At 49.6% G+C, this 25,498-nt stretch carries 15 protein-coding genes and 1 pseudogene; 8 read left to right on the forward strand and 8 right to left on the reverse strand.

The window, feature by feature from the left end; all coding sequences use genetic code 11:
- Positions 1-8: 8 nt before the first annotated feature.
- From FTU50_RS03690 to FTU50_RS03720, 7 genes are all read right to left on the reverse strand, one after another.
- Positions 9-1,511 carry a UvrD-helicase domain-containing protein gene (locus FTU50_RS03690; RefSeq protein ID WP_005181808.1) on the reverse strand — a complete coding sequence of 501 codons (1,503 nt, stop codon included), beginning with the start codon at positions 1,509-1,511 and terminating at the stop codon, positions 9-11.
- 11 nt (positions 1,512-1,522) lie between these two features.
- On the reverse strand, positions 1,523-2,308 hold the full coding sequence (gene hisIE, locus FTU50_RS03695) for a bifunctional phosphoribosyl-AMP cyclohydrolase/phosphoribosyl-ATP diphosphatase HisIE (protein WP_005181811.1): 786 nt from the start codon (positions 2,306-2,308) through the stop codon (positions 1,523-1,525).
- Between the two features lie 148 nt (positions 2,309-2,456).
- Positions 2,457-3,533 (reverse strand): patatin-like phospholipase family protein, encoded by a 1,077-nt coding sequence (locus FTU50_RS03700; RefSeq protein ID WP_005181814.1) that lies wholly within the window; start codon positions 3,531-3,533, stop codon positions 2,457-2,459.
- Between the two features lie 193 nt (positions 3,534-3,726).
- Positions 3,727-5,346: an AarF/ABC1/UbiB kinase family protein gene (locus FTU50_RS03705; RefSeq protein ID WP_104471778.1), complete on the reverse strand. Its 1,620-nt coding sequence runs from the start codon at positions 5,344-5,346 to the stop codon at positions 3,727-3,729.
- 12 nt (positions 5,347-5,358) lie between these two features.
- A complete protein-coding gene (locus tag FTU50_RS03710; protein ID WP_104471776.1) occupies positions 5,359-6,030 on the reverse strand; it encodes an SCP2 domain-containing protein in 672 nt (223 codons plus the stop codon).
- Positions 6,031-6,049: 19 nt separating this feature from the next.
- Positions 6,050-6,991, reverse strand: a complete 942-nt coding sequence (gene ubiE, locus FTU50_RS03715) for a bifunctional demethylmenaquinone methyltransferase/2-methoxy-6-polyprenyl-1,4-benzoquinol methylase UbiE (protein ID WP_005181822.1) — start codon at positions 6,989-6,991, stop codon at positions 6,050-6,052.
- Between the two features lie 207 nt (positions 6,992-7,198).
- Positions 7,199-7,903, reverse strand: coding sequence for a hypothetical protein (locus FTU50_RS03720; protein ID WP_127798531.1), 705 nt, complete (start codon positions 7,901-7,903; stop codon positions 7,199-7,201).
- Between the two features lie 207 nt (positions 7,904-8,110).
- On the opposite strand from FTU50_RS03720, the gene FTU50_RS03725 reads away from it, so the two are divergent.
- Entirely contained in the window at positions 8,111-9,535 is a 1,425-nt protein-coding gene (locus FTU50_RS03725; RefSeq protein ID WP_180054579.1) for a phosphate--AMP phosphotransferase, read from the forward strand.
- Between the two features lie 74 nt (positions 9,536-9,609).
- On the opposite strand, the gene FTU50_RS03730 is transcribed toward FTU50_RS03725, so the two are convergent.
- The gene (locus FTU50_RS03730) at positions 9,610-10,116 is read right to left on the reverse strand and encodes a hypothetical protein (RefSeq protein WP_180054577.1); all 507 of its coding nucleotides are present in this window, start codon (positions 10,114-10,116) and stop codon (positions 9,610-9,612) included.
- A gap of 181 nt (positions 10,117-10,297) precedes the next feature.
- On the opposite strand from FTU50_RS03730, the gene FTU50_RS03735 reads away from it, so the two are divergent.
- From FTU50_RS03735 to FTU50_RS03765, 7 genes and pseudogenes are all read left to right on the forward strand, one after another.
- A complete protein-coding gene (locus tag FTU50_RS03735; protein ID WP_180054575.1) occupies positions 10,298-13,984 on the forward strand; it encodes an exodeoxyribonuclease V subunit gamma in 3,687 nt (1,228 codons plus the stop codon).
- A gap of 3 nt (positions 13,985-13,987) precedes the next feature.
- Entirely contained in the window at positions 13,988-17,704 is a 3,717-nt protein-coding gene (locus tag FTU50_RS03740; RefSeq protein ID WP_180054573.1) for a UvrD-helicase domain-containing protein, read from the forward strand.
- Between the two features lie 62 nt (positions 17,705-17,766).
- The gene (gene recD / locus FTU50_RS03745; RefSeq protein WP_127801100.1) at positions 17,767-19,542 is read left to right on the forward strand and encodes an exodeoxyribonuclease V subunit alpha; all 1,776 of its coding nucleotides are present in this window, start codon (positions 17,767-17,769) and stop codon (positions 19,540-19,542) included.
- Positions 19,543-20,227: 685 nt separating this feature from the next.
- Positions 20,228-21,295: pseudogene (locus tag FTU50_RS03750) on the forward strand (RNA-guided endonuclease InsQ/TnpB family protein).
- A 217-nt stretch (positions 21,296-21,512) separates the two neighbouring features.
- Positions 21,513-21,782, forward strand: coding sequence for a 30S ribosomal protein S15 (gene rpsO / locus FTU50_RS03755; protein ID WP_004637724.1), 270 nt, complete (start codon positions 21,513-21,515; stop codon positions 21,780-21,782).
- A gap of 247 nt (positions 21,783-22,029) precedes the next feature.
- Positions 22,030-24,117, forward strand: coding sequence for a polyribonucleotide nucleotidyltransferase (pnp, locus tag FTU50_RS03760; protein ID WP_180069507.1), 2,088 nt, complete (start codon positions 22,030-22,032; stop codon positions 24,115-24,117).
- 97 nt (positions 24,118-24,214) lie between these two features.
- On the forward strand, positions 24,215-25,441 hold the full coding sequence (locus FTU50_RS03765) for a CorA family divalent cation transporter (protein ID WP_180054572.1): 1,227 nt from the start codon (positions 24,215-24,217) through the stop codon (positions 25,439-25,441).
- The last annotated feature ends 57 nt before the right edge of the window (positions 25,442-25,498 follow it).

Here is a 25,498-nt window from a genome sequence, read left to right on the forward strand (position 1 = left end):
TGCATGCTTTAACCCACCGCCTTACGCAAGGACACCGGCATCTGCTGTTTCAGCTGTTGCACCAGATCGTAAATATGATGGATATTTAAGCTTACTTTAGCACGTGTGCAGGCCACGTACAGTAATCGTAACTCTTCATCACTAATTTTATGATCACGTTCATTGACCTTGAACTGATAGTCATCTTCCAGATGCACGCGGTCCCATTCCAGCCCTTTGGCTTTGTGCGCGGTTGAAATAATATAGTCCGCCTGACCAATCGGGGTGATTTTGGCTAGCGCCTTTTTCAGCGGATCGGTACCATGATCATCCACCAGTTTTACCAGCGGCTTAATGTCGCTGCCTTCATTGGTTTCGCAATATTCATGTACATCGTGCCAGGAGTTAAACCAGGCCAGTTCCGGCACATCGGTGACGCGGCGGCCCTGTTTCAGCATACTGGCGGCATCGACAAAGCGGTTCAGTTTGACATGATCGGCCTGCAGGCTGACCTTGTCACCATGTACCAGACCGGCCAGCAGCAATTCCATCGCCCGGGCATTGGTGCGGCATAAAATCGCATCACGCTGTTTGGTATGCGGCTTGTTCACCACTTTGGAATGTAAATCCGGGTTGCCGAGCAGCGGCACAGTTTCATTTAAACCGCCGAGAATGGCATTGGCGGTCATGGCGATGTCCGGACCAAAACGGAATGAGGTGGTTAAGCGCGACTCCGGCAAAGGCAGTTGCTGCATGGCGTTGATGGCACCGCGCCAGGCATAAATTTGCTGATGGGCATCGCCAACATAAATCACCTGGGTGTTACGCTGTTTGAGCAGAATCCCCAGCATTAGCGGGTCGGCATCTTGCGCTTCATCAAACAGCACATAATCGGCCGGAATATTCGGTTCCGACAGTGCCCACAGTTTCAGGTAAATATCATGACCGATTCCGGCCTGATGGTTCGGATCTATCGATTCCAGCCAGCGCCGTTCTACTGCCGGATACAAATGTTTTTGCAGCAGCTCGGCATCATCGGGATGTAGCCAGTTCGGTGCCTGAATATGCCGTGGTGCCGGATATTGCGAGCTGGTCGAGCAGAAATAGCCAACTGCATTGGCCACCAGACTGGCCAGCCGTGAAGGCATCAGCACATATTTTTCATAGCGGCCACCCATCATCCGGCGCAGGGTAATTGGCTCGAGACGATATTCCTTGGCAATAAAACTCGGACTCAGGCGCGGCAGGCGCAGTTTGTCGGTGACTCCACGTGGAACACTACGAAAGGCCAGCGAGTGAAAGGTGCGACAATCGACATTGCGATGAAACTTGTGTTGCGCTTCTGCGGCAATGGATTTGTTAAAGGCCAGATACATGCCACGCCGCTCCGGCATGGCTTCACTGATCATCTGCAAGGTGGTGGTTTTCCCTGTGCCGGCATAGGCAATCACCTTGAAGGATTTGCCCAGACGTGCGTTATCAATGGCAGTGGCCTGCTCATAGGTGGCGGTCGGTTTCTTCAGCTCAGACACAGGGCGACAGCTTAAGCCTGAGTACGGTTGGCTTTTTCCACCAGACCGGATAAGCCCTGACGGCGTGCCAGTTCATTCAGAATCAGTTGCGGGTCCAGATTGAAATAGCCGAGCATGACCAGGCTGTGGAACCATAAGTCAGCCACTTCATAGATCAGGTCATTTTTATTGTCTTCATAAGCTGCAGCCTGATATTCCTTGGCTGCCAGAATAGTTTCTACGCTTTCTTCACCAACTTTTTCCAGAATCTTGTTCAGGCCTTTGTGATACAGCTTGGCCACATACGAAGAATCCGGATCGGCGGCTTTACGTTCAGCCATCATTTTGCCTAAATAGCTCAGAATTTCGACCTGTTCAGATTGCGCAGTGGAGGCATTCATGGCCAAGGTGTGCGGATTGCTGGACTTCTCGCCATAAATCGCATTCGGGTCTTTTAGCTGCGCATCAACAATTTCCCAGCCATTCGGAGTCAGTTTGCGATAGAAGCAGGATTCACGGCCAGTATGGCAGGCAATGCCGCCATGCTGTTCAATTTGCAGGATAATCACATCAGCATCGCAGTCCAGACGGATTTCATGCACCGTCTGGAAGTGACCGGATTCTTCACCTTTGTGCCAGAGTTTGTTGCGTGAACGGGAAAAATACACCGCCTGATTTTTTTCTGCGGTTAAGGCCAGCGCTTCGCGGTTCATCCAGGCCACCATCAATACCCGACCGGTTTGATGATGCTGTGCAATGGCTGGCACTAATCCCTGTTCGTTAAATTTTACTTCATCGAGCCATTGCAAGTTATTCATGAGTATGTCACCAAAATTTGTTCAGAAAAACGAGATTACGCCAGTGCGCAAACGCTATAGTGTACGGTATCTGACCGGCTTGCAGGAAAAAATCTTTGCCTATTTTCGCTCAGGATGTTACCACTCTAACATTCATTTATCGTCCTGTTTAAAGCGGCTGTAACACCTCCGGCAAACACTGCTTTTCGACCAGTTCTAAAAACTCATCGCCCAGACGCTGACTTTCTGCAATACATTGCTTCCAGAGCTGAATGCGCTGTGCCTGATCCATACCTTTTAAATTAAAGTCTTTGCGGTCGGGTAGGCGGCCCAGGGGTAAAGACTGTAAATATTCGGCTGATGGTGAAATCAGCAGGGTTCGTGCATGATTGTCCGGATTGGCTTTGCGGTGTTTCAGCATTTTGTCGAACCAGCCTGGGGTAATGCTATCGGTAAAATGCGGATACAGCACCAGTCCCTGACTCTGAAACGGCAGGTCAATATGATAGTCAATCAGGCCGCCATCGCGGTAGCTGCCCGGCGCTTCCGGAATATCCCGAATTGCGGACATCACGCCCGGAATTGAGGCCGAAGCCATCAGCCAGCTGGTGACATTGTCCGGCGTTAGCGCATGATAATGGGTAAAGAAATCATCCTGCACCTGAAACTGGTTGCCTTGAGCTGGCTGGCTGATCACGCGCTGCATAAACAGGCGGTTATGTTTGCGCGCCAGTGCATTGCCGCTGACAATACCAGCCACCGAGGCCAGTAGGGCCAGTGCACGGTCACTCTGGAAAATATGCTGCGCTTTTACCGAAAGCACGGTCAGATGATAATCCGGATGATCGACCAGCTGCTGTGCCTTGCCATCGACCAGATTCAACAGCATATCGCGGCAGACATGACTGACGTCCTGCCGTGACATTTTTTTATGAAAGCTCAGATTGGTATATAAGTCTGCCAGCCGTTCGGTACCTGCTTTGGCGCCCCAGGCCAGAATGCTGGCAAAACGCCAGCTGCCAATTGAAGAACCAATCAGGGTGCGGCGCTGCGCTGACTGCGGCAAAAACTCGCCAAAAATGGCCTGATCCAGTCCCTGAATACCAATACCTTTTGGACCACCGGCAGCACCCGGAATCATATCGACCTGATCGGGTTGTAGGCCCTGCTCGGCAATCAGCTGCCGGGCCAGATGACCGGCACGAAGGGTGAGGGCAGGTGGACGTTTTTGCAGAATCTGGATCATGGTCAGGCAGAAAAATAAACAGTTGTCTGTATTTTAGGCCAGTGACCAAGGCTCACAAGGGCAGGAATGTTCACTCTCTGACTGCTCAGTCATCCGGCATGTGGTCTGCAATAGCGTGGCATAAAAAACCGGTCATGTGACCGGTTTAAATAATGGGGGATATAAGGCTTCACGCAACTTCGCCCATTTCGCCTTATTTGGCCACGCGCCAGACTGCCAGAATACTGGCCAGCACAATCAGAATGACTGAGACAAACCACGGTGAAATAATCGCAATCGATAGCAGAATCGCCATTACGCTGCCAAAGATCCAGCTGCGTTTTTGCTGATGCTCCATTTGCAGACGCATGCTTTGCAGTTCATTTAGCTGTTTGGCATGCCAGGCCGACTGGTTTTTCAGGCCGTTTAAGCTGTCGATCATCAGGGTCGGTAAATCCTGCGCACCCAACAGTAGGTCCGGAATTTTTTGTCCCAGCTCTTTCAGGTTTTTCTGCGGATTCATTTGTGCCTTGACCCAATCGGTGAGGATTGGTTTGGCCAGACTCCAGATGTCCAGTTCTGGATACAGATCGGTGCCTAGACCTTCAACATGCACCAGCGTTTTGAGCAGCAGCATTAACTGTGGAGGAATTTCCAGATGGAAACGGCGGGCAATATCCATCACTTCAATCAGAATGCCGGCAAAGTCCAGCTCATGCATGGGTTTGGAGACCATCGGTCCTACCGTACGGCGCATTTCACGTGCCAAAGCATCCTGATCGGTGCCCGGTGGAATCCAGCCGGCCTGATGCACAATCTGGATCAGCTGCATAAAGTCGCTGTTCATGACTGCCAGTAACATGCGCGCTACGGTCATCTGATCGTGCTTGGACAGCTCGCCCATAATCGCGCAGTCCAGCGCAATAAAGCGCGGGTTTTGCGGATTGATGGTTTCTACAAACACATTGCCCGGGTGCATGTCGGCATGGAAGAAGTTGTCGCGGAACACCTGGGTAAAGAAGATGGTCAGGCCTTTTTGCGCCAGATCGGCGCGGTCCATACCCAAGCGGTCAAAGGTGGCCACATCGGAAATTGGCACCCCGGTAATCCGCTCGGCCACCATCACATCTTTGCTGTCCATATACACTTCCGGCACATACATCATGCTGGAGCCGGTGAAGTAATGACGCATACGGCGGGTGTTATCCGCTTCTAAGGTCAGATCGAGTTCTTTCAGGATAATCTGGCGATAGTCCTGAATAATTTCGGATAAATGCAGCGCGCGTGCCGCTTCAAGACGTTTTTCCAGAAAATGGCCCAGCCATTCCAGAATTTCAAAATCCTGCAGAATCTGCTGGCGGATATTCGGACGGGTGACTTTGACCACCACTTCACGGCCATCGTGCAGGGCAGCAGTATGTACCTGGGCAATTGAAGCGGCTGCCAGCGGCTGTTCATCAAAACGCGCGAACAGGGTGTTGACATCGGCCTTTAAGGACTCCTGAATCCGCATTTGCGCGACATCGGAACCAAAGGGTTTGACCCGGTCCTGTAGCAAGACCAGCTGCTGTAATACTTCAGGTGGAATCAGGTCACGACGGGTCGATAACAGCTGACCGAGTTTAATCGCCAGCGGTCCCATATCTTCCAGCGCCTGTTTCAGCTTGAGCGGATTTTTCCGTTCCTTACTGGACCAGGCCGCCGGATGCATCCGGATCAGACTCAGAATATGGCGGGCTTTTTCTGGTAATTCTTCCGCAGGGAACAACGTGTCGAGTCTATAGTGCGCAGCAATACGCCAAAGTTCGATTAAACGTGAAACGTGCGGAATCATAAATCTCTTTACCTAGTCGTGTGAATCTGGAGTGTCTTCAAGCTGCTTGCGGAGCTGTTGAATCTTGGCCTCTACGCGGTCGATATTCTGGTTCAGGATGCGGGTATCCTGTTGCAGATCATCCATTTGCCAGCGCGGTGCAAACAGGCCGGAATCTTCTTTCAGGGCATCTTCGGCGAAAAACAGCTGACTTTGCAAGGTTTTTTTCAGCTGCTTGGGCGCCAGCTGGATTTTACCCAGCTCATGTGCCAGTGTCGGGCCAACCCATGGCGACAGATGCGCGGCCAGATCGGGTTCGGCCTGCTCGATAATACGCTGGATGTCCTGTAGCAGCTTATAGTCGCCTTGTACCGGAATGGTGCCGACATCATCGGCCAGCAGCAGTTTCAGCAGTTCCACCACATTCTTGACCTGCAAGGTGGCGGTGGCTTCACTGAGCTGCTGTTCGCGCTCAAACGGGCGCTGCTCGAAAATAGACGGTTGGGTTGCCTGTCCGGTAACGGTCGGCTCCAGACGCACCTTGTTTTCATCAAAAAATACATCTACCGACAGTTGCGGCGCATCCATCACCACGCGCAGGGTTTTGCCCTGTAGCTGGTTCAGCTGGATGCGGGTAATCGCATCCAGATTAATGACATGATGGATGCATCGTTCAACGGCACCTAAGGCCAGAATCGACCACATAGCAGTGTCCTTTTCGGAATTAGAGTTTAAAACCGCGGTGCACCGCCACAATACCACCGGTCAGGTTGTGGTAGTCACAGTTCTGGAAGCCGGCATTTTCCATCATGCCTTTCAGGGTGCGCTGGTCTGGGTGCATACGGATTGATTCCGCCAGATATTTATAGCTTTCAGAATCATTCGCCACCAGTTTGCCCATGATTGGCAGTGCGGTGAACGAGTACAGGTCGTACAGTTTCGAGAACGGTTCAAATACCGGTTTTGAGAATTCCAGGATCAGTAAACGGCCACCTGGCTTAAGTACGCGGTACATGGCTTGCAGTGCAGCATCTTTATCGGTCACGTTACGTAAACCGAAAGAAATGGTCACCAGATCAAAGCTGTTGTCAGCAAAAGGTTCAAGTGTTTCAGCATTGGCCAGGACGAAATCGACATTGGTACAGCCGGCATCAATCAGACGGTCACGACCGACATTCAGCATCGATTCGTTAATATCTGAAAGGACCACATGGCCGCTTGGACCAACTTCACGGCTAAAAACTTTGGCCAGGTCGCCGGTACCGCCCGCAATATCCAGTACGTGCTGGCCACGACGCACACCCGACATGTTAATCGCAAAGCGTTTCCATAAACGGTGAATACCAAAAGACATCAGGTCATTCATGATGTCGTATTTGCTGGCCACCGAATGGAACACTTCCGCCACTTTCTGGGCTTTTTCTTCGCTGTTTACGGTCTGGTAGCCAAAGTGCGTGGTCGCGCCGACATTACCGGTATTGGCGCCACGTGGCAGGTTGTATTTTGGAATGCTGCCCGTTACCGGAGTATCGGTTAGGCGCTGTTCTAGAGACTGCTGCTGACCTTGTGGTGCACCTTCCGGTAATGGCGAGGTTAAGAATGGGCTCACTTTGTCTGTGTTGGTTGCCGTTTCTGGATGGGTAGGCTTTTGCTCTTCATTAGACATAGTGTCACTCCTAACATGAAAATCGGGTTGATGTGGCAGTGCAAGCATGATGACAGATTCTTAGGCGTTGTACAGTCATCGGCCTGCAATTGTCAGGAATAAAATACAGAAAATTGAATTGTTATCCTGATGAACGTGAATGCATATTCGTTTTACTGCTGTTTTTGTACCAAATTTTGGCCATCACATGCAAAAAATTATGTGGCTTTATTGAAAGGGCTGCGGATCTCCCCGATGCACTTTGTCAATAATCTGGCGTTCAACTGCGGTAAATTCGCGGACAAATTTTTCTGCAGATTTCAGCGGTTTCATGGCCACAAAACCATCTTGCATAAACTCGTACATGATATCGAAATTGTATTTATGCGCGGCGCCTTTACACATTTTAAAGGCGGTATAAACCATAAAGGAGCGCATGTATTTGTCCAGGCTTTTGCCCAGTTCATCCAGCATGTCCAGCTGTTTTAAACGCGCGGTGCCCTGATCGAGCTTTAAATAGGTCAGGCGCATCATCTCGTCGCTCAATGGCGTCTGCGCCGGATAATCCTTTAACAGCTGAATGGCAACCTGTTCATCCAGTTGCACTGCTAAAATGGCCAGGGCCACCCCGGAGGTGCCGGTTTTAATGGCATTTTCCGGAATCAGTTTTTCTGCTTTATGTGCGTATTTGGTCAGGCGCGCAATCTGTCCGGCCAGCGCATCAAAATCGGGGCCGCCGTATAAACGGTTTAGAAAATATTCGGCCATCAGCATATTATTTTTTTCGGCAAAATGCGGGGCATGGGTGCGTTGCATGCGCTGTTTCTGCCACAGCTGCACTTCCTGCAAACGTGTGAAAATTTCCGGCTGGCGATGATATTCAAATTGATTATAAAGTTCTAAAAGGTCATCTAAAACCGCAAGTTTGGACATGGAGCGTCTCAATTGTTTTGACTTAAGCGGCATTCTAAAGCCAGTTACATGCACAGGCCATGACAAATTGGTGACAGATTCAGGATCATCGGGTCAGTTTGCACTAGAAATAGACAAAATCAGACAGACGCGCTATACAAAATCATCAGCCGCCCGGCCAGCAGGCTGGTTATACTGAACGGAACAATAAAACAAGAGTGTGTGCCTATGACCGAGCAGAACCCGCAAACAGAATTTCAGTTAATGGATGAAGATCAGCTGTCTGTCGAGCTGATTGAAGCACAATATGCCCTAAAAGACAGCCGCGGTCAGAGCAATGCCAAAAGTCTGGTGATTCTGGTCAGCGGCATTGAGCTGGCTGGCAAAGGCGAGGCGGTGAAACAGCTGCGTGAATGGGTCGATCCGCGTTATTTGCATGTGAAGGCCGATGCCGCACACCTGTTTGATTTCAAAACCAGTTTCTGGCAGCCCTATGCCCGTTTTATTCCGGCCGAAGGGCAGATCATGATTCTGTTTGGCAACTGGTATAGCGATCTGCTCAGCAGTGCCACCCATGTCTCGAAGCCTTTTGATAACAGCCTGTTTGATGAGTATGTGCAGCGTTTTCGGGCCTTTGAACAGGATTTAAAAAATAACCAGGTTGATGTGGTCAAGATCTGGTTTGACCTGTCCTGGAAAACCCTGCAAAAACGCCTGAACGAGATGGACCCGAGCGAAGTGCGCTGGCACAAGATGAATGGCCTCGACTGGCGCAACAAGAAACAGTACGACACCTTGCAAAAGCTGCGCCAGCGTTTTACCGATGACTGGATTATTATTGATGGTGAAGATGAGCAGCTGCGTGACCAGCAGTTTGCCCAGCATGTATTACAGGCTTTTAAAGATTGCCCGGAGCATCCGAAAACTGTTGAGCAGAGCTGGCAGCAGGCGCCGATTCCCGAGGCCTTGCTCAATCCGGACAATGCCGCGCTGGATGAGGGCGACTATAAGGCCGAACTCAAAAAACTCAGCCGCAAAGTGGCCGATGCTTTGCGTTTTGATGACCGCAACGTGGTGATTGTGTTTGAAGGCATGGATGCAGCCGGCAAAGGTGGCGCAATTAAACGGATTGTGAAAAAGCTGGATCCGCGTGAATACGAAATTTATACCATTGGCGCACCAGAAAAATATGAATTACGCCGGCCTTATTTATGGCGTTTTTGGACCAAGCTGCAACCGGAAGAAAAAATCTGTATTTTTGACCGTTCCTGGTATGGTCGGGTACTGGTGGAACGGATTGAAGGTTTTGCCAGTGACCTGGAATGGCAACGCGCGTATGCGGAAATTAACCGCTTTGAGCAGGATTTAACCGAGCATCAGACCGTGATTATCAAGTTCTGGCTGGCGATTAGCAAAGATGAGCAGGAACAGCGTTTTAAAGCGCGTGAACAGACTGCGCATAAACGCTTTAAAATTACCGAGGAAGACTGGCGGAACCGGAACCGCTGGGATGATTATTTAAATGCCGCAGCCGATATGTTTGCCCATACCAGCACTGAAGACGCACCGTGGCATATTATTGCCACCAATGACAAAAACAGTGCCCGGATTGAAGTGCTGAAAACCATCTTGAAACAGCTGAAAGCTGATTAAGCCGGCAGCAACCATGCATGAAACAGCCATAAAAATGCCGGTCACTGGACCGGCATTAGATTGAGGAAAAAGGCTTAGCCATTGACCACCTGGGTCTGTTTCTGCTGGATGCCTTTGGCAATCTTATAGCTTTCTTCCACATGCGCTTCGGCGACTTTTTTCATGACAAAATAGCCCAGGCTGGCCGCCACCAGCTGTCCGCCTAAAGGAATAAATTTGGTGACTTGCTTCGTGATCACTTTCGCGGCAACATTGTTCAATGATTTTTTGACGGCAGTACGTGCCACCACCAGACCAGAAAATTCAATGCCGCGTTTACGCAGTTCCTGCCACTGAATCTGCTTGGTTTCGGGGTCATAGACACTGACCTGTTCCGGCGACAGACCAAAACGGGCATTAATTTCAGGAATCAGTTGTGACAAAATACCGACGTCAATCACGACATCTAAAAATGGAACCGGAATGACCGCCGCGCCTGCGGACACGTAGGCCCGTTTTTTGACCAGCTCCAGACAGTCAGCACGAACTTGCTCTAAATTTAAATTGGGGTCAATCGAGTTGGGGATCTTGTCTATTTTCATAATATTAAATACCTTAAGCGGTGTATCGATTTTTTTATTGAAGCACTATTAAGGTACGTATTTCAAAGCATTTTTGAATCGAACCATGAGCTAAAAGTGACATAGGCAACTGCAAAAGTATAGTAATGAATCTTTATGGTTTTGTAGATATTATGGCAAAAGTTTAACAGGGTAGAGCGTTATGGGGATTCATGTCATTCAAAGTCAGCGTGTCGATGTACTGGTCGAGGCGATGCTGAAGACAGTCCGTAAACCTGCAGCGCATCCGCTGGAGGTATTAAAAACCCAGCACTTTATTGTGCCGTCTCCTGCGGTGGAAGCCTGGTTAACCCAACGTCTGGCCGAATATCAAAGCATCTGTGCCAATACCGAGTTTCATCACCGGATTCGCGGTTTCCAGTGGAGTGCCTATCAATGGGTGCTGCATGATCAGAAGGACTTGGTCCGTCAGGCCAATATTCCACGAATTATCATTAAATGGCGCGTATTTCAGGCGCTAAAAGAATTTATTCAGCCGGAACAGAATCCGCTAGCAAGCAGCCATGCGCTGTTTCCGATTATCCAGCGGATTTATGCCAGTGCCGACCGGCTGGAACAGCCGCTGGAACGCCAGCTGAAAAAACAGAGCATGCTGTACTGGGTGGCCGAACAGGTCTCCAAACTGTTTAGCCACTATATGACTTATCGCGGGCATTGCCAGAAAGGCTGTGGCGAGCAGTGCCGCTGTCCGACCAACTGGCTGATGCAATGGGGCCGTGATCAGGCGCTCGATCTGGAGCAGATGTTCTTTAAAACCGACAGCGAAGTGTCGGGCTTTATGCTGCAACAGGCAGAAGAACTGGAGGCGTGGCAGCGCTGGCTGTGGCAGGCAGTTTTTCATGAAGATTTTGAGCAGATGCAGCAGATTGACCAGCTGTTCTGGCAGGCGCTGGGCAGTCCGGAGCAGCCGGGCAAGGCGCTACGCAAATTACCGAAACAGCTGGTGGTATTTACCTTGCTGGACTTGCCGCCGCAGCAGTTACAGTTCCTGCGCCGTTTAGGTCAGTACATTGAAATTTTTATCCTGCATTATAACCCTTCACAGGAATACTGGGCCGACAGCGTCGATCCGAACTGGAAGGCACGTTATGATGCGCGGGTGAAACAGCGTTTTCTGGCGCAGCATCCACAGGCCAATGATGCCGAGATTGCCCAGTTTTTCGAACAGTTTACCCTGCATTTTAATGCCCAGAACCGCGAGTCGCGTCATCCCTTGCTGACCCGTCTGGGCAAGCAGGCACGCGATCATTTCTCCTTACTCTCTGCCTTATCTTCCGGTGAAGAAGGCGTCTGGGCCGATCTGTTTATTGATGACTATCAGCCCAGCTTATTGGGCAAGCTGCAGGCCGATATCCTGTATTTAAATGAACCGGCCGCGCATCAATATGCTTTAGAGCAGCATGATGATTCCATCCAGATTCATGTCTGCCATTCCAGTCTGCGTCAGCTGGAAGTGTTAAAAGACCAGCTGTTGCACTGGCTGTCGCAAGGCACGAAAGAGCAGCCGCGCCGGCCAAGCGATATTCTGGTTTTAAGTCCGAATTTAAAAGAGATTGAGCCTTTAATCCGCAGTGTCTTTGCGCCGCCACCGAGTGCGCGTGATCTGGGCAATCCCTTACATGACAGTAGCCGGTTGGCCCAGCACAGCGTGTATTTGCCAATTCAGATTGCCGGGGTCAGCCAGCTGGATGTCAGCAATGCCTGGCGCGCCGTGGCCGGCCGGATTCGTCTGTTACAGGGCCGCTTTAGTCTGGATGAATTTGCTGACTGGCTCGGGCTAGCGGCCAGTTTGCAGCGTTATGAGCTGGACATTACCCAGCTGGAGCGTTTGCTGGAGCTGCTTAGTGCCGCCGGTTTTAAACGCGGTTTTGATGCCGAGCATTTGCAGCGCAGCCTGAGCGCCGATGATCAGGATTATCGCTTCAGTTTTAAATTTGCGCTGGATCGTCTGGCGCTGGGGCTGGCCATTCCGGAACATACCCTGTTTCAGGACACCCTATGTTTTGCCGAGGTAATGCCGGCCGATTTTGAACTGATTGCCAAACTGATCCAGATTTATCAGGACCTGGCCGAGCGCCGGCACTGGATGATTGCGCATGAACGCGGCGAGAACACGCGGGCCGAACAGTGGCTAAAACGCTTAATGCAAGACATTGACGAGTTTAGCGCAGCTGGTGTCACCGCGCTGGAAAACGTCTATAAAATCATTAAAAAGCAATACCGTATGCTGACTTTGGCCAGCTATTATGATGAGCAGGACCGGCATGCACTGGCGGCCTTAAGTCTGCCTTTGCCGTATATATTGGAAGAAATTGAAGCACAGCTGGCAGCACAACTGGAACAGGCTGAACCAAGCGGCCAGATTACCTTTTGCCAGCTGGGCCAGCTGCGTCCGCTGCCGTATAAACTGGTGGTGATGCTGAATCTGGACAGTGGCAAATTCCCGAATCGTAATGTGCAGCTGCCATTCGATTTAATGCAGTTGCTGAAACCGCAACTGGGTGACCGCTCGCGTCTGGAAGATGATCAGGGTGCATTTTTGGATGCACTGCTATTGGCGCAGGACAAGGTCTGGCTGTTTTATAACGGCTTTGATGTCAATGACGGGCAGGTGCGTGATCCGTCCAGCATCTTACAGGAGCTGATTCAGCATCTGGCGCTGATTGTTGCCGCGCCGCAGCCCGAGTCTGCGCTGAACCAGACCGTGAGTATTGACGGGATTGAGGTGCCGGAGCAGTTGCGTCAGCTGTACTGTGTGCACCGTTTACAGCCGTTTGATCCGCTCGGTTTTGAATCCAGCGAGATCATCCGTTTTCAGGACCAGTGGTATGCAGTGGCACAGCAGATTCGTCAGCCGGGTGGGCAGCGCAGTCACTGGGCCAATCAGCCTTATCCTTTATTGACCCAGGATTTGCAGGTGCTGGACAGCCAGCAATGGATTCAGGACATGATTTTCCCGGCGCGGCTGTATTTAAAAAGTGTCGGGGTGGAAAACCTACGTCCGGAACAGCGCAGCGATCAGGCCGAGCCGTTATTGCTGGATGGTTTGGGTCGCTATACCATCCGCGATTTTCTGAAACAGCAGCACGATACGCCCGATCCGGCACTGTTACAAGACCGCCTGCCGATTGGCAAGATTCGTGAAGGCAGCTGGACCATGAGTTTGGTCGAACAGCAGCAGCTACAGGCCCGCTTGCAGCACTATGCACCGAGTGAAACGACTATCACCCGACAGGTCTGGAAAGTGCGTCCTGACTTGCACATCCGCCTGACCCTGCCAAAACAGGGCGCAGAGCGCTGGGTCAGTCTGGAAGCGTCCAGTGCGCGTGCCAAACGCCGTACCGCACTCTGGCTGGAATATTTGCTCTGGCTGGCCTATCTGAATCTGGGCGATGGCGGCCAGCAGCATCAGCGGATTGTGGTATTTAGCGATGATACCGTCTGCTGTGAAGGGGTCAGTTCCAATCAGGCCAGACAGTGGCTGGAACACTGGTTTAAGGCTTGGGACTATGGCCAGCGCCAGCCCTTGGTACTGCCATCAGCCTTGCTGCTGAAAGTGGCGGAAAAAGGCAAGCAGCATGAATGGGAACCCGATGCCGAACAGCGTATGCAGCTGAAAGATCTGGAGGGGCTGTATAAGGACTGGAATGATTCAGGCCAGTTTAGTGCCTTTTCGGTGGCCGACAACGAAGCCTGCAAGCATCATCGTGACTGGCAGTTTATTTTGCAGGAGCAGGATGCCAGTTTATTATTGGCGCATGCCTGTGAACAGTTTTCCTATGATTTATACCAGCCGATTTTCTGGCACCAGCAGACGCTTGAGGAGTAAATGATGGCCGCTACTCCACATTCTTCGCCACTATCTTTCCAGCCCATTACCGACATGCAGTTCAAGGGGCTGCACTGGATTGAAGCTTCGGCTGGCACCGGCAAGACCTATACCTTATCCAGCCTGATTGTGCGGATTTTTCTGGAAGCCTATTTACCCCATCAGGTGGTGGCGACCACGTTTACCCGTGCCGCCGCGGCCGAGCTGAAAAGCCGGATTCGTGCACGTCTGGTTGAAACCCTACGTTATTTTGAACAGTGCCAGTCCTATACTGAAGCCGAACTGCAAGCCAAGGCCCAGACTGAGTCCGATCCGCTATTGCAAAAAGTGCTGGCGGATTATGCTGCCAAACCGGACTTTGCCCGTGACCGGCTCAAGCTGGTGATTGACCAGCTGGATGAACTGTTTGTGGGTACCTTAGACAGTTTTAGCCAGAAGTTGTTGCGAGAATTCAGTTTTGAATGTGGCAAGATTGAACGCGCCGATATTACTGATGATGCCAAAAGTTATGTGCATCAGCTGATTCATGATGTGCTGCGGCAATGGCTGCAGGCCCAGCCACAGCAGGTGGTGAATTATCTGCTGTTGCAAAAGAAACTCAAGCATGTCGACGCCTATGTGGGTATTGTTGAAAATACCCTGAATTTTGCCTCGGCCCAGTTTCGTGAAGTACCGGCGCCCGAACTGGATTTAAACCAGTTTGAAGCAGCCATTGATGAGTTGTTGCAGCTGGATCTGGCTGATGTCGACAGCCTAAGCGACTATTATCTGGAGCAGGGCCAGTACGCTGCATTGGTTGGGAAAAAGTGGCGCACCAATCAGCTGATGCAACACACCTTATGCGAGGCTTTGCCGGCATTACTAAAGGCGTTGTCCCAGCAACGTGGCTATGCCTTGTTTGCACCACATTTTGAAAAAACCTTAAAGCTGTGTACCGATTTATCCACCAAAAAAGTGCTGAACAAATGTCCGGACGAGGTGCTGACGCAGTTTGAACAGCATGCGGTGATTCAACGGCTAAAAGCCTTCTGCCAGCAGTTGCAGCAGCTGCAACTGGATTTAGAGCTGCTGGATGCCTATCTCAAATACTATTTAAGCCGCGAAGTGAAAAAACGCCTGCCACAGGTGTTGCAGCAAAAAGGTGAAACCACCTTTGCCCAGCAGATCCGCAGCCTGTCGGAAGCCTTGCAGGGCGAGCAGGGACTGCGTTTTGCCCAGTTTGTGCACAGTAAATATCCGTTGATTCTGGTCGATGAATTTCAGGATACAAACCAGGATCAGGACAGTATGCTGGCCAGTATCTGGCGTCATGCCCGCTATTATCAGCAGGGCTGCATGATTATGGTCGGTGATCCAAAACAGGCCATTTACGGTTTCCGCGGCGGTGATATGCTGACCTATAACAAGGCCCGGGCCGATGTGCAGGCCAAACAGGGGCGCCTGTATAGCCTGAAATACAATCATCGTTCTATTCCGGCTCTGGTGGAAGTGGTGGACGCCTTGTTCCAGCGCCAGATGGATTTTGGTGAAGAGGTGCAATATAGCCTGGTAGAAGCTGGACCTCGCCCCCATCCGGCCTTAATTGACGGGCAAGGGGAGAACCGGCAGCCCTTACGCTGGTTAATGCTGGAAGACAAAAATAATGAAGCATTGCAGGTGGCCTGGAAAATCCAGGCGCTTTTAAATCAGGCGGCGCAGCAGCAAATCTATCTGCACAATGGTCAGGAGCGCAGCCCGCTAATTGAAGATGATATTGCGGTGCTGTCCAAAAACCATGACGGGCTGGACAAGGTGCAGTACGAGCTGGAGCGGCTCGGGATTCGGGTGAACCGTCCATCCAAACGCAGTGTGTTTGACAGCCAGATCGCCAAAGATGTGGGGGCGGTGCTGACCGCAATTATGCATCCTTATGATGAAGCCAAAGTCAAACGGGCCTTGTTAAGCCGCCTGCTGAATTTTAATTTACAGCGCTTACTGGAACTGGAGGCTCATCCGGCCGGCCTGAGCCAGTTTATGGATGATTTTGACTGCATCCGCAGCATCTGGTTTGAAAAAGGCTTTTTAAGTGCCTGGCAATATGCCCTGAACCTGTTTCAGGTCTGGGAGAATCTGGTCGCCCATCACAGCCGTGACAATGAACGGGTGGTGGTCAATCTGCGCCATTTAAGCGAACTGCTTAGCCAGCACAGCGAACATTATCAGGGTGCACAAACCCTGTATCAGTGGTATTTAAAACAGTTGCAGGCGCCAAGTGAACGCGAGTGGGAACTGGAGCGAAAACTGTCCAATGCCGCCGGGGTACAGTTGATGACCATCCACCAGTCCAAAGGGCTGGAATTTAAAGTGGTGTTTTTGCTGGGGGCTGATAAGGACTTTCGCGAGGTCAACAAAACCCTGAATTTCTCGACCATTCAGGCGGTCAATCCGCTGACCGGTCAAACCGAGCAGCAGCGTCTGATTGCGGTAAATGCAGCAGCCTTGCTCAGTGCAGAGGATCAACAGCAGCATCAGCTTCGGGCCGAAGCTGAGCAACGCCGTCTGTGGTATGTGGCGCTGACCCGGGCCAGCCATCGGGTCTATGCCATTTTGCAGGATCAGAGCGGCAAATCCTGTTCCGGTCTGGCTTTCTGGCGCGGTCAGGGCAGTGACGTTTTCCAGCATCCGCATTGTGGCGATGAAGCGTTGCTGACTGAAAAGCCGCCAAGGCTGAAGCTGCAGCAGCATGAGCAGACGCTGCCATTAACGGCAAAGACTTTCCCGCAGCAGCGTTTTTATCCGCGCAGTAAAACCAGTTTCAGTGCTCTGGCCCAGCATTTAAGCCGTAAACAGGCGATTGATGCGCTGGCGGCTCATATTGAGCAGCACAGCAGTGCCTCTGATGAACTGCATCAGCCAGTAGCGGTGGCTGATGTCGACATCCTGAATCAGCCGATTGCCTGGATTAAACGCCAGTTCCCGATGGGTACGCTGGCCGGTAATTTCCTGCATGAGATTTTTGAACACATTGATTTTCAGGATCAGCAGGACTGGCCGCTGGAAATCCAGCGCCGTTTTAAAAATGATTATCCTTCCTTGTGGCAGGAGCTGCAGGACAAGTTTAGTCAGGAATATCCGGAACATACGGAGGAAATCTTGCTGAGCTGGCTGTCGGCATGGCTGCTGGATGTGCTGAGTACACCGCTGCATCCGGGCTTTCAGTTAAAACAGCTGGCGCCCGAGCAGCATCTGGCAGAATTTCCGTTTTATCTGTCCTTGTCCGATCAGGTCTTGGCGATCAAGCGGATTCATCAGCTGTTTGATGAATATGGCATTCAGATGCTGGATTTTCATGATGCCAATTCGGCGCGCTATTTAACCGGTTCGATTGACCTGGTGTATTTTGATGGCCACCGTTACCATATTGCCGATTATAAAAGTAACTTTTTAGGCGCCGATCAGTCGCATTATCAGGCGGCCTCGGTGCAGGCCAGCATGTCACAGTCCAGTTACTGGCTGCAGGCCGGTCTGTATCTGGTGGCCCTGCATCGCTACCTGAAAGTCCATCTGGAAAATTACGATATTTATCAACATTTAGGTGGGGCCAGCTATTTGTATTTGCGCGGCATGAATGGTCAGGCCGGGCAGGGCGTGTACCATTGGAAACCGCCGGTCGAGTTTATTTTGCGACTGGATGCACTGTTGGGGAATCCAACTGTCGATCAACTGGGGAAAATTGCCTAAATCATTTAATAACATTTAAAGAAAGAATGATTTAGCATGTGGATAACTTTGAGGATAATAGTGTGGACAACCAGCGGACAGTTTTAGCAGCAACGCCTGAAACCCAAACCCCGGCATGGTTTGCGCTTTGGAGTAACTATCTTTTACAGGCGCCTTTTTTTCAGGCGGAAAAGCGAGAAGATTCCGCTAAAATCATCGCGCAGTTGCTGGAGGCTACTCTCAATGGTGACAGCTGTATAGCCGCTTCTGCCGAACAGGTGGCAGCGTTGGCCAATCTGGTCGGTTCCGGTTCTGAACCGGGTTCGGTGGCGCCGTTTATTTATGACCAGCAGCATTTATACCTGTACCGTTATTGGGCGCTGGAGTCGGCGCTGGCACAGCAGGTGGCACGCTTAAAACAGCAAGCTGTTACGGCGGTAGATGTGTCGGACTATCTACATTTATTGGAAGACCAGCACCAGCAGCAGGCGCTCAAAATGACCGCGACTACCGCTTTTAACCTGATTACGGGCGGCCCGGGTACCGGTAAAACCTATACTTTGGCGCGGATTATTGCCGTGCTAAACCAGGCCTTGCCGGAAATCCGGATTGCCATGGCGGCCCCGACCGGAAAAGCCGCGCAGCGTATGAAAGAAGCACTGCAGAATTCCTTTGATGATCCGAAAATTGCCAATCTGGTCAGTGACGATCTCAAACGCCTGACCCCGATTACCATCCACCGGCTTTTGGGCCTTGGCAACCGGCAGCAGCCACGTTTTCATGCTCGGCAGCCTTTACCTTATGACCTGATTGTGATTGATGAAGCTTCCATGCTGGACCTGAATCTGGCCAGCATGCTGTTCAATGCCATTGCTGAACAGACCCGGGTGATTTTACTTGGGGATGCGCAGCAGCTGGCGTCGGTCGATGTTGGTTCGGTGCTGGCCGATTTACAGCAGGTGCCGGCACTGGCAGATAATCATGTGCATCTGGTCACCAGTCGCCGTTTTAAAGCCGGTGCCTTAATTGGTGAAATGGCCCGCTTTATTCAGCAGCAAACGGCTGAACAGCCGGCCGCGCAAATCTTGCAGCAGTTTGCCGCACAGCTGGTGCAGCCGGGCGAATTACAGGCCGTAACTTTAACGCAGGACATGGCCGATGTACTGCAACTGGAATATTTACCCGATGAAGCCCCGGATCCCATAGCCGGGCAGGGCTATTATGACAAACTGATGCTGGGCTATCAGGGCTATGTGCACAGCCTAAAACAGTATTTACAGGCCGATGATCCGGACGCGGTGGTGGCGCAGGTGGTGAAAGCCTTTGACCAGTATCGGATTCTGACTGCAATTCGGCATGGTGGCTTGGGCTTGCAACAGCTGAACATGCAGATTGAGCAGCGTTTGTTGCAGCAACTGGCTCTGGACGTGGCCAAGCAGGGCGACTGGTATGTCGGCCGGCCGGTAATGATGACCTATAACGACTATCAGCTCGGCCTGTCCAACGGTGATATTGGCCTGTGTCTGCAACGTCTGCGTGAGGGCAACCGGCAGTTTGAAGTGTATTTCCCGAGTCTGGATAAATGGGTGCCAGCCACACGCTTGCCAAAAAATATTGAAACCGCATTTGCTCTGACCATTCATAAATCTCAAGGTTCGGAGTTTCAGCATGTGGCGGTAGTGCTGGATCAGGCCGCACAGAATCTGCTGAGCAAGGAACTGATCTATACCGCCATTACCCGGGCCAAATCGGTGGTGAGTTTACTGGCCGACCGGCAGGCGCTGGTACAGGCCTTAACCGTGAAAACCAGCCGTAACAGTGGTGTGTTAGAAAAAGTAAATGAACATTTGTCATTATAAAGTTGGCATAAATAAACCCGGCCGTTGTAAGAAAATGCTTACAACGATTCGAGAAATTTGCGCATAGAGCTTTGCCTGAGTTTTTGAGAAGATGACTTCACACAAAAGCTCAACACGGAAAGTTGAGGAAAATCGCAAAACCAGAATAAGAAAGTCGAGAGACAGCGAGCTTACATTGAAGTAGGTGAAAAAAAGAGGAAACTTACAGCCGCTAAGCCTTGTAGTTTTGGGAGAGACTACAGGGCTTTTTTATTGGCAGTTCAAAATCAAAAAAATGAAGCGTCATTCATCGACGTAAGCGAAAACGTACAAGGAGAGAGGTAATTATCTGCTTCTTTCCCCAAGGGCTTGTGGCAAAATCTATCACATAAGGAAAGCCAATTAAAACAGGGAATGTTGATTAGAAGAAGGCCAAAGCCTCGCTATACATCACAATAAATAAAATTAGAACAACGAAAAAAGAAGAAACTACAGCGCAAAAAATAGCCCGGGAATTTATTCCCGGGCTATTTTTATTCCATCTTGGCTTATTTGCGTTTGATCATCTTGGGCTTCTACTCGGTGTTTTATCAAATGGAGCGTAAACCTCTGTCTTTCAGGTCAGAGATATAAGCGACACGACATGAAATGTCGTTTAATTGCTAAAAAACATTATTTCAAGCCTAATATGAGCTAATATAAGCCCATGAAAACACTTAAATTACGTATAAAAGACAAACATTGTAAGGTGCTAGACCAATTGGCATCTGAAGTTAATTTTGTCTGGAACTATGTCAATGATTTGTGTTTCAAACACCTACAGCGCAAACAACAATTCTTTTCAGCATACGATATTGCTAAATACACGAAAGGCGCATCAAAGGAATGTAGTCTTCATAGCCAAACCATTCAGGCTGTAACAGAAGAATTGGTCACTCGCAGAAAACAGTTCAAAAAATTAAAATTGAGATGGCGTGTCAGTAATAAGAAATCAGCAAGAAGATCACTAGGTTGGATACCCTTTAAAAAGGTCGCTATTAAATATGCCGATGGATACGTTCAGTATGGCAAGCATCAATTCAAGCTATGGGATAGTTACGGACTATCGAAATACAGCATTAAAACAGGCTCATTTGTAGAGGATAGTCGTGGACGTTAGTATGTCTGCTTAGTGGTTGATTCACCCAAACAAAACAAACCTACCGCCACAAAAGCCGTGGGTATTGATCTAGGCTTAAAAGATATTGCTACTTGTTCAGATGGTACGATCATTTCCAATCCCAAGTTCTACCATCAATATGAACAGAAATTAGGGATTGCTCAGAGAGCGAGAAATAAAAAGCGTGTCCGTGCATTACACGCCAAGATTGCAAACTGTCGTAAAGACCATTTGCACAAGGCTAGCACCCAGCTGGTGAAAGACAATGCACTGATTGTCGTTGGTGATCTAAGTGCGAACAAACTTGTAAAAACTAAAATGGCGAAATCTGTTTTAGATACAGGATTTTTAGCACTCAAAACCATGCTCAAGTATAAATGCGAGAACGCAGGGGTCATGTTTGAGGAAGTCAACGAGAGATTCACAACCCAAACCTGTTCGAGCTGCGGTGCAATCACCGCAAGCAGTCCGAAAGATAGAGCAGATTTGCGAATAAGAGTATGGGAATGTGAATGCGGAAGTGTAAATCAACGCGATTTAAACTCCGCCAAGAACATACTTGCGCTTGGGCATAAGCGTCTAGCAGTAGGAATTACCCTCCTTTCAGGTGGGTGAGGATGTCAAGAATAGAATCAATCCTCCGGGCAGACGCTGCATCATTCATGTGACATCGCATCGGATAATTCATGGCTTTTTCGCGTTGTGTTTTGCAATTTAAGCGGTTTTGTCTTAAAATAATGCACTTGCTGTAGTGATGCACGGCAGTCAGACAGATGCTTGACATCGGTTTGATTTTTATCAAGGTATTTTATAAGCATCTCGGAGAAATCGAATGGCTTTAACAAACGCAGATCGCGCAGAGATCATCGCTAAATTTGCTCGTGCTGAAAACGACACTGGTTCACCAGAAGTTCAAGTAGCTCTTTTAACTGCTCAAATCAATGACTTACAAGGTCACTTCAAAGAGCACAAACACGACCACCATAGCCGTCGCGGTCTGATCCGTATGGTTAACCAACGTCGTAAATTATTAGACTACTTAAACGGTAAAGATCACGGTCGTTATGTTGCGTTGATCGGTGCTTTAGGTTTACGTCGTTAATTCGATTTAGACTTTTATTTTCGGGTTATTGCATGCGTTGCGCTGTATGTCTGAAAACTAAAGTGTACCCGGCGTTGACCGGGTAATTAAGAAGGGGCGATTGTTTCGCTCCTTCTTTGTGTTTAAAAAACCTATATTTCTAGTGAGGTCGGCTTCTAAGCTTTGTCATTTACTTGAACCTGAGTCGTGAATGCCAAACCTTAGGGGTCTCCACTAGAATAAAATCAGGAAACAAAAATACATGTCAATGTTTAATATTATTCGTAAAGAATTCCAATATGGTCATTACAACGTGGTACTGGAAACCGGTCGTGTTGCACGTCAGGCCAACTCGGTTTTAATCACCATGGGTGGTGTATCGGTATTGGTGGCGGTAGTTGCACAGCCAACAGCAAAAGCCGGTCAGGACTTTTTCCCACTAACCGTAAACTATCAAGAAAAGCAATACGCTGCTGGCCGTATTCCGGGTGGTTATGGCAAACGTGAAGGCCGTGCGTCTGAGGCAGAAACTTTAATTTCACGTCTTATTGATCGTCCAATTCGTCCATTGTTCCCGGAAGGTTATTACAACGAAATCCAGGTAACAGCAACAGTTGTCTCTTCTGACAAAACCATGGAAGCGGATATTGCTGCCATGTTAGGTACTTCAGCAGCACTGGCAATTGCGGGTACACCGTTCCGTGGCCCAATTGGTGCAGCACGTGTTGGTCTGATCAATGGTGAATACGTTCTAAACCCAAGCTTTGAACAATTGGCTCAATCTGATCTTGACCTTGTTGTTGCAGGTACAGAATCTGCAGTACTAATGGTTGAATCTGAAGCGAAAGAACTGTCTGAAGACCAAATGCTGGGTGCAGTTTTGTTCGGTCATGACGAAATGCAAATTGCAATCCAAGCGATCAAAGAATTTGCTGCAGCTGCTGGTGCAAAAGAATCTGACTGGGTTGCTCCACAGAAAAATGAAGAACTTCGTGCCAAACTGAAAGAAGCTTTCGAAGCGAAAATTTCTGAAGCATATACCATCGCTGTTAAACAAGAGCGTTATGCTGCGCTTGATGCACTTCAAGCAGAAGCACTGGCTCAATTCGTTCCAGAAGGTGACGAAACTGGTCTGGCTGACGAAGTGAATGAACTGTTTGAAGACCTGAAATACCGTACTGTACGTGACAACATCCTGTCTGGTAAGCCACGTATCGATGGCCGTGATACCAAAACTGTTCGTGCACTGGACATCCAGGTGGGCGTATTAGACCGTGCTCACGGTTCTGCACTGTTTACTCGTGGTGAAACTCAGGCATTAGTCACTACTACACTGGGTAACACTCGTGATGCGTTGATGGTAGATACCCTTGCAGGTACCAAAACTGACAATTTCATGTTGCACTATAACTTCCCTGCATACTCTGTAGGTGAAACTGGTCGTGAATCTGGTCCTAAACGTCGTGAAATCGGTCACGGTCGTTTGGCGCGTCGTGGTGTACAAGCTGTGCTTCCACCAGCTGACCGCTTCCCGTATGTAATCCGTATTGTATCGGACATTACTGAATCGAACGGTTCATCTTCTATGGCGTCTGTATGTGGTGCATCTCTGTCACTGATGGATGCCGGTGTTCCACTAAAAGCACCAGTTGCGGGTATTGCGATGGGTCTGGTCAAAGAAGGCGAGCGTTTCGCAGTGCTTTCTGACATCCTGGGTGACGAAGACCACCTGGGCGACATGGACTTTAAAGTTGCCGGTTCTGCCAACGGTATTACTGCGCTGCAAATGGACATCAAAATCGAAGGGATCACTGAAGAGATCATGGAAGTGGCATTGAACCAGGCTTATACCGGTCGTATGCACATCCTGAACGAAATGAACAAAGTGATTTCACGTGCACGTCCAGAAATTTCAATGCATGCGCCTACCTTCCAGGTCATTACCATCAACCCGGACAAAATCCGTGACGTGATTGGTAAAGGCGGTGCAACCATTCGTCAAATCACTGAAGAAACCAAAGCGGCAATTGATATTGAAGACAACGGTACCGTTCGCGTATTTGGTGAAACCAAAGCAGCTGCACAAGCGGCTATTGCCAAAATTCAGGCTTTAACTGCTGAAGTTGAACCAGGCAAAATCTACGCCGGTAAAGTAATTCGTATTGTTGAATTCGGTGCCTTCGTAAACATCATGCCAGGTACAGATGGTCTGCTGCACATTTCTCAAATTTCAAATGAGCGTGTAGCTAACGTGACTGACGTACTGAAAGAAGGCCAGGAAGTGAAAGTCCAGGTTGCAGATGTCGACAACCGTGGCCGTATCAAGTTAACCATGAAAGACATTGATCAGGCTTAATTTCAGGCCCTGATGAATTGAAAAAGCCCGCTTTATGAAGCGGGCTTTTTTATGGCATGATCGCAAAATAAAATGACAGGAATGTGGATGCACGCGGATGCAACAGTATCATTTTTCCCTTCATGACACCACACAACAGTTATTTCTGCATCGGGAGCCGGCCGCCGAGGCAGAATTTATCTGGCTGGACTATACCCGGGAAGATGTACGCCAGCATCCGGAACAGTGGCAGCAACAGGTACTGCAGCTCACCCAGCTGTGGCTGAACGAATATCATCTGCGCGATATTTTAAATCTGGAACATCCCTGCAATTTCGATAGTCTGGAAGATTATGACCTGCTGATTTTCCGCAAACTGATTACCCCGGGTGACCAGATTTATAACTTTAATGACGAAGCGCATGAGCATGTGTTTGGCTTAAGCACCACACCGGTCAGTTTTATTCTGACCCCGCAGATACTTATTACGGTGCGTGAGCAGGGCAATAAAGCCATTGAAAATTATATTGCCCGTTTAGACACCATTTTAAGCCGGCCGGTTGAAGAGCAGAATAAACCGAAAAAACTGGCAACCTCGCCTCTAGATTTGGCCTTACGTTTACTGAACAGTATGGTCGATGACTATTTAAACCTGCGCCATCCTTTAACCCGCCGGGTCGAGTTTTGGCAGCGTGAGCTGTTGCAGGGCCATCGCCGTTTTAACCAGTGGCATCAGTTGCTACAGGAAAATATGGCATTTCAGCATGTGGAAAATCTGTGTGAAGAACAGATTGATACCTTGCAGGAACTGCGCGATGAAATTGTCGAAAACTATCTGCATTTAAAAGGCAAGAAACGCAGTGAAAAACAGGAAATCATGCTGGTGCGGGTAGATGACTTAAGCAGCCATGTGGCCCGCATCCAGAAACATACCTTGCGTTTAAGAAGTGCCATTCAGGCGGCCATTGACCTGCATTTTTCTGCCATTGCCAACCAGACCAATGAGAATATGCGGATTCTGGCGATTATTACCGCGGTGTTTGCACCCTTAACCCTGTTAACCGGAATTTATGGCATGAATTTCGTGATGATTCCGGGGCTGGATTCACCCTATGCTTTCTGGGTGATGCTTGGCACCATGCTTATTACCACCTTGTTGCTGCTGTATTATTTTTATCGGCGGCATATGGTGGGACGCGGTGAAAAAAGTGTGCTGGACATGCTTTCGCAGCGACCGGATCAGACCCGGATTGACCTGTTCTGGTTTCTGGATTATGTGCCCGGCAAGCCGTTACCACCGGAAGGTCAGAACGCTCTTCGAGATTCTCAGCTTAAACCAAAATAACGCAGTCCTTCATTTGCCTGCCCGAAAGAAAGCATATACTTTCTTTCGGGCAGAATG

It is taken from the genome of Acinetobacter sp. YH12112 (assembly GCF_013418945.1).
Lineage (GTDB): Bacteria > Pseudomonadota > Gammaproteobacteria > Pseudomonadales > Moraxellaceae > Acinetobacter > Acinetobacter indicus.

What these genes read in the sequence shown, in the direction of transcription:
- rpsO (WP_004637724.1), top strand. Translation starts at nt 21,513, where the DNA reads ATGGCTTTAACAAACGCAGATCGCGCAGAGATCATCGCTAAATTTGCT.
- FTU50_RS03730 (WP_180054577.1), bottom strand. Translation starts at nt 10,116, where the DNA reads ATGAAAATAGACAAGATCCCCAACTCGATTGACCCCAATTTAAATTTA.
- FTU50_RS03705 (WP_104471778.1), bottom strand. Translation starts at nt 5,346, where the DNA reads ATGATTCCGCACGTTTCACGTTTAATCGAACTTTGGCGTATTGCTGCG.
- FTU50_RS03710 (WP_104471776.1), bottom strand. Translation starts at nt 6,030, where the DNA reads ATGTGGTCGATTCTGGCCTTAGGTGCCGTTGAACGATGCATCCATCAT.
- FTU50_RS03740 (WP_180054573.1), top strand. Translation starts at nt 13,988, where the DNA reads ATGGCCGCTACTCCACATTCTTCGCCACTATCTTTCCAGCCCATTACC.
- FTU50_RS03725 (WP_180054579.1), top strand. Translation starts at nt 8,111, where the DNA reads ATGACCGAGCAGAACCCGCAAACAGAATTTCAGTTAATGGATGAAGAT.
- pnp (WP_180069507.1), top strand. Translation starts at nt 22,030, where the DNA reads ATGTTTAATATTATTCGTAAAGAATTCCAATATGGTCATTACAACGTG.
- FTU50_RS03720 (WP_127798531.1), bottom strand. Translation starts at nt 7,903, where the DNA reads ATGTCCAAACTTGCGGTTTTAGATGACCTTTTAGAACTTTATAATCAA.
- FTU50_RS03700 (WP_005181814.1), bottom strand. Translation starts at nt 3,533, where the DNA reads ATGATCCAGATTCTGCAAAAACGTCCACCTGCCCTCACCCTTCGTGCC.
- hisIE (WP_005181811.1), bottom strand. Translation starts at nt 2,308, where the DNA reads ATGAATAACTTGCAATGGCTCGATGAAGTAAAATTTAACGAACAGGGA.
- FTU50_RS03735 (WP_180054575.1), top strand. Translation starts at nt 10,298, where the DNA reads ATGGGGATTCATGTCATTCAAAGTCAGCGTGTCGATGTACTGGTCGAG.
- ubiE (WP_005181822.1), bottom strand. Translation starts at nt 6,991, where the DNA reads ATGTCTAATGAAGAGCAAAAGCCTACCCATCCAGAAACGGCAACCAAC.
- FTU50_RS03765 (WP_180054572.1), top strand. Translation starts at nt 24,215, where the DNA reads ATGCAACAGTATCATTTTTCCCTTCATGACACCACACAACAGTTATTT.